This window comes from Kocuria atrinae C3-8, from assembly GCF_000286355.1.
Lineage (GTDB): Bacteria > Actinomycetota > Actinomycetes > Actinomycetales > Micrococcaceae > Kocuria > Kocuria atrinae_A.
Map to the genome: position 1 here is coordinate 1 of NZ_AJXN01000130.1, position 11,049 is coordinate 11,049.

The window sequence follows — 11,049 nt, forward strand, 5'->3', positions numbered from 1 at the left end:
CGCCGCCGGCTCCCCGTGGCCCCCGCTCCCGCACCGGTTCCGCAGGCCCCCGTGTCCGTTCCCCAGCGCCCGCTCTGAGCAGCGTGTGCGAGTGGGATGACGACGAATGGGAGTGCGACGACGACTGGGATGACGACTGAGTCCCCGGTGGGGTTAGAATGGCGCGGTGCACTCTGTGCACACCGACTGTGAACCGGCCATCACCGGGGAGTCTTCGGAAGAACGGATCCGCCTCGCGGCACGATCTCAGTAGAACCGGACGGGTGGGCCCGTGACAGCCCGCGAATGAGCGGCTCGCGGCGTCGTCGTTCCCGAAGGGGAGCGAAACGGTGCGAGTAAGCGAGGTGGTACCGCGCCACCGGCGTACTCCGTACGCCCTAGCGTCCTCGCATCCTGAATTTACTGACCTCTCAGGATGGAGCACCGTGACAGATTCACCCGTTTACCCCAAGGTAAGCACCGACCCCAACGCCCAGGGCGTCCCGTCCGCCCCGCGGTTCCCGCAGGTCGAAGAGCGCGTTCTGGAGTACTGGAAGAACGACGACACGTTCCAGGCCAGCATCGACCAGCGCGAGCGCGGCGAGAACGGGTCCAACGAATTCGTCTTCTACGACGGCCCTCCCTTCGCCAACGGCCTGCCCCACTACGGGCACCTGCTGACCGGCTACGTCAAGGACCTCGTGGCCCGCTACCAGACGCAGCAGGGCCGCCGCGTGGAGCGCCGCTTCGGTTGGGACACCCACGGACTGCCGGCCGAGCTCGAGGCCATGAAGCAGCTGGGCATGACCGACAAGCACGAAATCGAGACGATGGGCATCGACAAGTTCAACGATGCCTGCCGCGCCTCGGTCATGAAGTACGCGGACGAGTGGCAGAACTACGTGACCCGCCAGGCCCGCTGGGTCGACTTCGCCAACGACTACAAGACGCTCAACGTCGAGTACATGGAATCGGTCATCGCCGCATTCAAGTCCCTCGACGACAAGAACCTGGTCTACTCCGGCTACCGCGTTCTGCCGTACTGCTGGAAGGACGAGACGCCGCTGTCCAACCATGAGCTGCGCATGGACGATGACGTCTACAAGGACCGCCAGGACACCACGGTCACCGTGGGCTTCGAGATCCTCGACGACGCCTCGTGGGCCAAGCACCCCGAGGTTGTCCCGCAGCTGGCCGGTGCCCAGGCCCTCGCCTGGACCACCACGCCGTGGACCCTGCCTACCAACCAGCGCTCGCGGTCGGTCCGGACATCGATTACGTCCTGGTCGATGGCGGGGGAGAGCTGGCCGGTCGCCGCTACCTGATTGCTTCCGACTTGCTGGACGCTACGCCAAGGATCTGGGATACGGCGATGCCGAGGATCCGGCCGCCGCAGCCCGCGAGGCCGTGACCGCCCACTTCACTGGTGCCCAGCTCGAAGGTGTGCGCTACCGCCCGCTGTGGACTACTTCACGGACGCCGAGCGTTTCGGCACCGGCACCGCGTGGCAGATCCTCGTGGCGGACTACGTCACCACCACGGACGGCACCGGTCTGGTGCACCAGGCTCCCGCCTACGGTGAGGACGACCAGAACGTGTGCGCCCGCTACGACATCCCCGTGGTGCTCTCGGTGGACGAGTCCGGTGTGTTCTACGACCTCTTCACGGACGAGTCCTTGGCCGCCGGTGCGCCGCTGGCTGGTATCGCCGGACACAACGTGTTCGACAAAGAAGTGGCCCGCACCGTGATCCGGGACCTGCGCGCCAGGACGTCCTGGTGCGCGAGTCCAGCTACGTGCACTCCTACCCGCACTGCTGGCGTTGCCGTAACCCTCTGATCTACCGCGCGGTCTCCTCGTGGTTCGTGAAGGTCACGGACATCAAGGACCGCATGGTCGAACTCAACCAGGAGATCAACTGGATCCCGGACAACGTCAAGGACGGCCAGTTCGGTAAGTGGCTCGAAAACGCCCGCGACTGGTCGATCTCTCGTAACCGCTATTGGGGTTCACCCATCCCGGTGTGGGAGTCCAGCGACCCCAATTACCCGCGCCGCGATGTCTACGGTTCGTTGGCCGAGATGGAGAAGGACTTCGGTCGACTTCCGCTGAATGCCCAGGGTGAAGTGGACCTGCACCGCCCCTGGATCGACGACCTGACCCGACCGAACCCGGACGACCCCACGGGCAAGTCCGTGATGCGCCGCGTCCCCGAGGTGCTCGACGTCTGGTTCGACTCTGGCTCCATGCCGTACGCCCAGGTGCACTACCCCATGGAGAACCGGGACTGGTTCGAGACCCACAACCCGGGTGACTTCATCGTGGAGTACATCGGTCAGACCCGCGGCTGGTTCTACACGCTGCACATCCTGGCCACCGCGTTGTTCGACCGCCCCGCGTTCCGCAACGTGATCTCCCACGGCATCGTGCTGGGCTCGGACGGGCAGAAGATGTCCAAATCCCTGCGCAACTACCCGGACGTCACCGAGGTGCTGGATCGGGACGGCGCGGACGCGATGCGCTGGTTCCTCATGTCCTCGCCCATCCTGCGCGGTGGCAACCTGGTGGTCACCGAGCAAGGCATCCGCGATGGCGTGCGTCAGATGATGCTGCCGCTGTGGAACGTCTACCACTTCTTCGGTCTCTACACGAACGCCGCCAACGGTGGTGCGGGCTACGAGGCGCAGCTGCGCTACCAGGCCGACAACGTGATGGATCGCTACATTATGGCCGAAACAGGTCGCCTGGTGACCGAGGCCAAAGAACAGTTCGACGACTACGACATCTGGGCCGCTGCGGAAACGCTGCGTGCCTACATGGACACGCTCACCAACTGGTACGTGCGTCGCTCGCGCGAACGGTTCTTCGACGAGGACACCCAGGCCTTCGACGTGCTTTACACGTGCTTGGAAACGGTCTGCCGCGTGGCCGCACCACTGTTGCCCCTGGTCACCGAGGAGATCTGGCGTGGCCTGACCGGTGGCCGTTCCGTGCACCTGACCGATTGGCCGGAGGCCTCCCTGTTCCCACAGGACGAGGACCTCATGACGCTCATGAACCGCACGCGCGCCATCTGCTCGTCCGGTTCCGCGCTGCGCAAGGCCCACAACCTGCGCGTGCGTCAGCCGCTGGCGGGTCTCACCGTGGCGGTTCCCGAGGGTCAACGGCTCGCGGGAACGTTCGAGTCCATCATTGCGGACGAGCTGAACCTCAAGGGCGTCACCCTGCTCGATTCCGCTGAGGTCTCACCCGCGGACTTCGGGATCTCGCAGCAGCTCAAGGTCAACGCCCGTGCCGCCGGACCGCGCCTGGGCAAGCGGGTCCAGCAGGTCATCAAGGCAGCGAAGTCCGGCGACTGGTCGGTCTCCGATGACGGCACCGTCACCGCCGGTGACATCGCCCTCGAATCGGGCGAATACGAGCTGGCCACGGTCGTCGACGACGCCGCGGAAACCTCCACTCGTGCCGTCACCGTGCTGTCCGAGGGCGGCTTCTTGGTGCTCGACACCGAACTGACCGATGAACTGCGTGCCGAGGGCGCCGCCCGCGACATGATCCGCGCCATCCAGCAGGAACGGAAGAACGCGGATCTCAACGTCTCGGATCGGATCCACACGACTATTCACGCGGATGCCCAGACTTGTGCGGCGGTGGAAGCCAACCGCGACCTGGTGGCAGGGGAGACCCTCAGCCGTGAACTCGAGCTCATCGTGTCCGACAAACCCTCGGTGGCCGTGAAGGTGGTGAACTGATGAACGACGCCTGGAACATGTCCACTCCCCAGACGGTGGAAGAGGTCTACGGGGAACTGCTGGACCGCGCGCCCGAGAACAAGATGGAGCCGCGCCTGGATGCCGTGCAGCGCGCCGTCGACATTCTCGGCAACCCGGAGAAGAGCGCGCCGGTCATCCACATCACCGGAACCAACGGCAAGACCTCGACCGCGCGGATGGTCGAGTCCTTGTTGCTCGCTCATGATCTGCGGGTGGGCCGCTACACGAGCCCGCACCTGGAGAAGGTCACCGAGCGCATCAGTCTGGATGGCCAGCCCGTGGCGGACGAGACGTTCGTGCGGATCTACGGGGAGATCGCCCCGTACCTGCAGCTCGTGGACAACGAACTGGCCGAGCGCGGGGAACCGCGGCTCACGTTCTTCGAGGTGCTCACCGTCCTGGCGTTCGCCGTCTTCGCGGACGAACCCGTGGATGTCATGGTCCTGGAAGTCGGGATCGGCGGCAGCTGGGACGCGACCAACGTGGCCGAGGCCGCAGTGTCCATCGTGACGCCCGTGGACCTGGACCACACCGAGATGCTGGGGGACACCCTGCAGGACATCGCCCTGGAGAAGGCAGGGATCATCAAGCCGGGCGGCTTCCTGATTTCCGCCGCACAGGACCCTGTGGTGGCCCAGATTCTGCTGGAACGCGCCCAAGAGGTCGGGGCACAGTTCCGCTTCGAGGGTGTGGAGTTCGGTGTGCGCGGCCGCACCATTGCAGTGGGCGGACAGATCATGGCCGTGCAGGGACTCGCCGCAGAATACATCGACCTGATGCCGCCCCTGTTCGGGGAGCACCAGGCGGAAAATGCCGCGCTGGCGATAGCCGCGGTGGAGGCTCTGCTGGGCGGAGGAGACAAGCCCCTCAACCAGGAACTGTTGGTCGCCGGTCTGGGTGCAGTGACCTCTCCCGGTCGGCTGGAACTCGCGCGCAAGGCACCTCCTGTGCTGCTCGATGCCGCGCACAATCCGCACGGGCTCAAGGCCTCGGCCCAGGCCGTTCGGGAATCCTTCACCTTCGCCAAGCTCAACTTGGTGGTCGGGATCCTGCGCGAGAAGGACGTGGAGACCATGCTCCGGATTCTCGCCGAGGAATACAGCGAGTACGAGCTGGAACTGTGGTGCAGCCACTCTCGGTCCCCGCGAGCCATCCCACCGGAGGAACTCGCAGAGATCGCCGCGGACATGGGCTTCGACGAGGACATGGTGCACGCCGAGGACCGCCTGGACGATGCCATTGCCTCCGCCATCCAGGATGCTGCCGACCGCCAGGAGTTCGACGGCGCAGTATTGATCACCGGCTCGGTCACCGTGGTGGGTGAGGCCCGTGCGCTGCTCGGACTCTGACAACCGCCAGATTGCCGGGAGGAACTGAGCATGGCAAAAATGACCAAGGCCCAGCGCGAATGGCGTCCGGGCCAGAAGAAACCGCGTCGTTCCATCAAGGCGATGTTCGCGGTGTCCGTTCTGTCGATCGAGGCGTTCATCGTCTTCTTCGCAACCCTGGCAGCATTCGGAATCATCGCTCGGGACTGGGGAACCACTCAGCAGTGGTTACTCGTGGGCGGCGGAGTGCTGCTCACTCTGGTGTTCCTGCTCGCGTGTGGCATGGTGCGCAGGCCGGGCGGCTACGTGATCGGTTGGGTCCTGCAACTGGTGCTGATTGCCACGGGCTTCCTGCTCCCGGCCATGTTCGTGATCGGTGTGCTGTGCGCGCTCGCGTGGTGGTACGCCGTGGTCAAGGGCACCACCATTGATCGCGAGAACCGTGAACGAGATCGACTTCAGGAACAGTGGGAAGCCGAGCATCCGGAAGAACGCGCCTGAGTACCCGGGCCGCGGTCCCCGGCCGGTAGGCTTGTCGCGGTACCCCTGACGAGATCGAAATCAAGGAGACGTAGATGACGGAACGCACCCTGGTGCTGGTAAAGCCCGACGGCGTGGAGCGCGGCCTGACCGGTCAGATCCTCGCCCGCATCGAAGCCAAGGGCTACAAGATCGTGGAGCTCAAGCTCGTGCAGGCCACGCGTGACATCCTCGAGAAGCACTACGAGGAACACCAGGGCAAGCCCTTCTTCGAACCGCTGGTCGAGTTCATGGGATCCGGTCCCGTGGTCGCCGCCGTGGTCGAGGGCAACCGCGTGATCGAGGGCTTCCGCAGCCTGGCCGGTTCCACCGAGCCCACCACCGCACCTCCGGGCACCATTCGCGGTGACCTGGGCCGCGACTGGGGCGAGAAGGTTCAGAAGAACCTGGTGCACGGCTCGGATTCACCCGAGTCGGCAGAGCGCGAGATCGGCATCTGGTTCGCCTGATCGGCTGACCTGCTCAACCAACGACGGCGGGGTGAGACTGGAATTCCAGTCTCACCGCGTGTCGTACGTGGGTGAGTAGACCCGTCAGCGAGCTATGTGTGGGTTACGGGGGCGTGGGCCATGGGCCGACCGTGAGCATGGCCGTACCCGTTGAGCGGGGATCGCGGTGGGTAGCGCTATGGGCGATCCGATGTCCTCGAGGGCCGCCGGGACATATTTGGCAGAGTGTGGCGCTGTGAAGTGCGTTTTCGAAGCGGACTTCTCCCCGACATGTCACCGGGTACGATCCTTGGCCCGAGATGTAACTCCCGTTACGAACCTGTGCCTCACATGTTGACGAAGCGCGAACATGTGCCCTGGATGTCACCTCGGTGCGCACTTTGGCGCCCGACGTCGTTCAGTTACCCCAAGCCTCAAGACCGGCGCCACAGATGACCGCACCCAACAAGACTTTCGAACCCACAGACATGCGGTGTTTGGCTTGCGCCCTACCTCACATCTGGTGTGTCGGTAGAGCCCTTGGAGGCCTACTACAAGGTCCCATCGGCCCCTGAGATGATCTGGCTGGTCCTAACGGCGCCTCATAGCTCTGCCGATCGTCAAGCGCCCGGGGCGGACACGTTTCGATAGATGACCGTTGACCATCACAACACGAAGATGACGGTTAAACGAAGATCACCGTGGAGAAGCGGATGGCGATGATGCCAAAGGCAATCACCAGGATGCCGATGGAAATCAGCCAGGCCCACGCGGTGGAGTGGCCGGCTTCGATCATGCGGTCGCCGAACATCCCGGCGCGTGCGTTCCGTGCCGTGGTGTGAACCAACAGGATGGTTTGAACGCACCACACGATCATGCAGTAGAGGCACAGCGTGTTGATCTCGAACGTGGTCTGCCACCACAGCCACAGGGTGAACACGGAACCGGCCAGGATGCCCACCCAGATGAGCCACCAGTACCAGTTGGCGAAGCGCGCGCCGGCCAAGACCGCCAGAGCCAGGGCAATGACCACGGCGTAGGCCACGATGCCGATGAACGGATTGGGAAAGCCGAAGAGTTCCGCCTGCGGGGTGCGCATCACGGTGCCGCACGAGAGCCACGCGTTGATATCGCAGCTGGTGCGGTGACCGGCATCCGCGTAGATGGCCAGGCGTTCCATCACCAGGGTCGCGGAGGCTCCGAAGCCGATGATCGAGAGGATCAGAGCGAGAATTCCCCAGCCCCGGTCGGAGGGAGTGCTGTGCTGACGGTCCATGGTGTTTGTTGAGCTCACACGCCGATGCTAATCGACCCGGCACCTCGGGCGATGTGGTCTGCCGCACACGTCAATCCTGGGGTGAGTCTGCGTACTGTGAGATACTTGGCAACGGTCGGTCCCCAGCCGTACACGGGAACCGGTCCGACAGGACCTCCGATAAAGAGCGGATGGACCCGCGGCTCTCAACAGATCGAGCGCGTCCGTCCGGAGAAAGTTCGCGATCCTCTAGGGTCAAGCGACTCGGACATCCGTCGGCCTGCCAGCAGCGCTCTAGTCAGTCAGCGCACTCGGTAGGTACCACAATGACTTCCGGCGGCCGCGTGGTTCCCCCACCGGTTCGATCGACCGAGATCACCTCGGACCCGGGTGCGGACGGTGTTCCGAGCAGGAGTGTATCCACACATGGAATCCGAACAGGACAACGCGGAACAGACGACGCAGGAACAGGAATCTGTCGCGGAACAGCAGAACCCCGCCGAAACTTCGGAGGCGGAAACCACTGCAGAGCAGCCCGTTCTTGAGCAAACCCCGACTGAACCCCAAGTCGACACCCAGGTAGACGACGAGCCCGAGATGCTCTCGCAGCCCGCCGGTACCGATGTCGACGACGATGCGGAACAAGCCGAGAGCACCGCAACTCCCGCCGACACAACCTCGGAGACTGAAGCTCCTGGCGGCAATGCCCCGGCTGATGAGGCGCAAGCGTCCGACACCGCTCCAACCGCTGAGAGCGGCGAGTCCGAGACCACGGAGACTCAGTCAGCCGAGACGGCAACCACCGCTGAGACTGCTGAGTCCTCCGACGAAGAGACCGCCGAGCAGGCCAACAACGAGTCCGAGACTTCTGAGTCCAAGTCCAACGAGTCCGAGACTTCTGAGTCCAAGTCCAACGAGTCCGAGACCTCCGAATCCGAGTCTTCCGAGTTTGAGTCCGACTCCAACGAGTCCGAGACCACGTTCGACCTGGGCGCCGGCCTGATGTTCCACGCTCCCGATCCGGACGAGATCCGTGCCGCAGCCGAAGCTGCCGCCGCTCGTCAGCGCGAGGCCGCCAAGGAACGCGACGCCCAGCGCCGTCAGTCTCGCCAGCAGGATGACGATGATGCGGACGAGGACGATTCTTCGGGCAACGTGACGAGCCGTCGCAGGCGCCGTCGTCGTCGCGGTGACGTGGACATGGAACTCGTGGACGAGGCCGATGGCACCGTGACCCGTGTCCGGGCACCGCGCGTGTCCGAGAGCGGCGCCGGTGAGGTGACCGGTCTGAAAGGTTCCACGCGGCTGGAAGCCAAGAAGCAGCGGCGTCGTGAATCGCGTCAGTCCGGCCGCCGCCGCCACGTGATCACCGAGGCAGAATTCCTGGCCCGCCGCGAATCGGTCGAGCGCAAGATGCTGGTGCGTCAGAAGGAGAACCGGATCCAGATCGGTGTCCTCGAGGACGGCGTGCTGGCCGAGCACTTCGTGTCGCACACCCAGCAGGATTCGCTGATCGGCAACGTGTACGTGGGCAAGGTGCAGAACGTGCTGCCGTCCATGGAAGCCGCGTTCGTGGACATCGGCCGCGGCCGCAACGCCGTGCTGTACGCGGGCGAGGTCGACTGGGACGCCGCCGAGCTGGGCAATAAGCCCCGCAAGATCGAGAACGCCCTCAAGTCCGGCGATCCCGTTCTGGTGCAGGTCACCAAGGACCCCGTGGGTCACAAAGGCGCCCGCCTGACCAGCCAGGTGTCGCTGCCGGGCCGCTACCTCGTGTACGTGCCGGGCGGTTCGATGACCGGCATTTCCCGCAAACTCCCGGACGTTGAGCGGCAGCGCCTCAAGAAGATCCTGAAGGACCGCTTGCCCGAGGGCGCGGGCGTGATCGTGCGCACCGCCGCTGAAGGCGCCTCCGAGGAGGAACTCACCAACGACATCAACCGGCTGCGCTCGCAGTGGGAGCAGATCCAGGAGAAGGCCGGGTCCACCAAGACCCTGGCTCCCGAGATGCTCTACGCCGAGCCGGACCTGACCATCAAGACCGTGCGTGACGTCTTCAACGAGGACTTCACGGCCATGGTCGTCCAGGGTGAGCAGGCCTGGGACAACATCGAGGCCTACGTGACCTACGTGGCTCCGGACCTGTTGGACCGCCTGCAGCAGTGGACCGATGACACGGACCTCTTCGAGTCCTTCCGCGTGGAGGAGCAGATCCAGAAAGCCCTGGACCGCAAGGTCTACCTGCCTTCCGGCGGCTCCCTGGTAATCGACCGCACCGAGGCCATGACCGTGGTGGACGTCAACACCGGTAAGTTCACCGGCTCCGGCGGCAACTTGGAGGAGACGGTCACCAAGAACAACCTGGAAGCTGCGGAAGAGATCGTCCGTCAGCTGCGGTTGCGCGATATCGGCGGCATCATCGTGGTCGACTTCATCGACATGGTGCTCGAATCCAACCGCGAGCTGGTGCTGCGTCGCCTGGTCGAGTGCCTCGGCCGGGACCGCACCAAGCACCAGGTGGCCGAGGTGACCTCCCTGGGCCTCGTGCAGATGACGCGTAAGCGCATGGGCACCGGCCTGCTCGAGGTCTTCTCGGAGCCGTGTGAGGCGTGCGCCGGTCGCGGTGCGATCGTGCACGACCACCCGCTCAAGGGTCGCGCGGGGGATTCGGGTCCGGATCACCGCAACAACCGCAACGAGCGCAAGCGTTCCAAGCACAAGCAGCAGAACCAGGCGGTCAGCAGAACAACCAGCAGGACAAGTCCAAGAACTCCGGCAACGGTGGCAATGGTTCGGACCACGGCAACGGCAACGGCCACGAGGCAACGACCAAGAGTCGAAGGCCCGCGCGGAGGCCGCTCGCAATGCTCTGGCCAGTATCGCTGCGGCATCCCAGCACGACGACGACGCCGCCGCGGGTCACCAGGCGACGGCCAGTCCGGTGATCGCTCCGGCGCCAAGGACCAGTCGAAGGATCTGGGCAAGGATCAGTCGGGTTCTGAGCAGTCGGATTCCCAGGACAACCAGGATCACGGGGACCAGGACGGCGACCGCCGCCGCAAGAAGCGTCGCGGCAAGCGCAGCCGCGGCCGCGGTCAGTCGGGTCAGGACGGACAGGGCAACGACTCGCAGTCGAAGGAATCCTCGGATACCGCTGGCCAGGATCGTGACCGTGGTTCGGAGGACAAGGGCGAGAGCCACTCCTCGAGCCTGACCATTCACGGCGAGGTCATCGAACTGCCCCACGGCAGTGGTTCCCAGGATGAGCAGCCGGAGAGCGGACAGCAGTCACTGACGCTGGATTCGTTGACCGCGGCGTTCACGGGGGAGCCTGCTCAGGACTCTTCCCAGGACTCGTCGAAGGAACAGCCCTCGCGGGGTAACCGCCGGAGCCGTTCCCGCAGGGCACAGCGTGGAGCCACTCATGAATCCCGCCAGGGGACCGAGAAGTCCACTCCGGATTCAGCCGAGACCGCAGATTCGTCGAACCAGTCCGGTGCGGCGCAGAAGGCCGAGGCGCCGTCGGAGTCGTCGTCCGGCCAGTCCGCCGGGACTTCGGCTCCGAAGCAGGAGTCGTCACGTCCGGTCGCGGCACCCGCTGCCGCAACCGAGACCAAGCCGACCACGCGGCGTCGTTCGCGCCGTGCTTCCGCGCCGGCGGCGGCCCCGGGAACGGCCAGCGTGCAGAAGCACGAGCCGGTCAGCTCCACGGACGCCGTGAAGCGGTTCACCGCGGACGCGTCCAAG

At 64.9% G+C, this 11,049-nt stretch carries 5 protein-coding genes and 1 pseudogene; 5 read left to right on the top strand and 1 reads right to left on the bottom strand.

Going from position 1 to position 11,049, the window contains the following annotated elements; genetic code table 11:
• The first annotated feature begins 425 nt into the window (after positions 1-425).
• The 4 genes and pseudogenes from ileS to ndk all read left to right on the top strand — a co-directional run bounded on the left by ileS (position 426) and on the right by ndk (position 6,068).
• Positions 426-3,730: pseudogene (ileS, locus tag YO9_RS0113265) on the top strand (isoleucine--tRNA ligase).
• Complete coding sequence (locus YO9_RS0113270) at positions 3,730-5,100, top strand: bifunctional folylpolyglutamate synthase/dihydrofolate synthase (protein ID WP_016997919.1); 1,371 nt, start codon at positions 3,730-3,732, stop codon at positions 5,098-5,100. The pseudogene ileS and the gene YO9_RS0113270 overlap by 1 nt, the downstream one beginning before the upstream one ends.
• 30 nt (positions 5,101-5,130) lie before the next feature.
• Positions 5,131-5,580, top strand: coding sequence for a DUF4233 domain-containing protein (locus YO9_RS0113275; protein ID WP_031273312.1), 450 nt, complete (start codon positions 5,131-5,133; stop codon positions 5,578-5,580).
• Between the two features lie 74 nt (positions 5,581-5,654).
• The gene (gene ndk, locus YO9_RS0113280; protein ID WP_016997921.1) at positions 5,655-6,068 is read left to right on the top strand and encodes a nucleoside-diphosphate kinase; all 414 of its coding nucleotides are present in this window, start codon (positions 5,655-5,657) and stop codon (positions 6,066-6,068) included.
• Between the two features lie 664 nt (positions 6,069-6,732).
• On the opposite strand, the gene YO9_RS0113285 is transcribed toward ndk, so the two are convergent.
• Positions 6,733-7,341 carry a vitamin K epoxide reductase family protein gene (locus tag YO9_RS0113285; RefSeq protein WP_223286569.1) on the bottom strand — a complete coding sequence of 203 codons (609 nt, stop codon included), beginning with the start codon at positions 7,339-7,341 and terminating at the stop codon, positions 6,733-6,735.
• 387 nt (positions 7,342-7,728) lie between these two features.
• Here YO9_RS0113285 and YO9_RS0113290 point away from each other — a divergent pair.
• On the top strand, positions 7,729-11,049 hold a 3,321-nt coding region (locus tag YO9_RS0113290), incomplete at its 3' end, for an Rne/Rng family ribonuclease (protein WP_223286570.1).

Excerpts from the sequence above, each read along its gene's own strand:
- YO9_RS0113270 (WP_016997919.1), top strand. The coding sequence starts at position 3,730 with ATGAACGACGCCTGGAACATGTCCACTCCCCAGACGGTGGAAGAGGTC.
- YO9_RS0113275 (WP_031273312.1), top strand. The coding sequence starts at position 5,131 with ATGGCAAAAATGACCAAGGCCCAGCGCGAATGGCGTCCGGGCCAGAAG.
- ndk (WP_016997921.1), top strand. The coding sequence starts at position 5,655 with ATGACGGAACGCACCCTGGTGCTGGTAAAGCCCGACGGCGTGGAGCGC.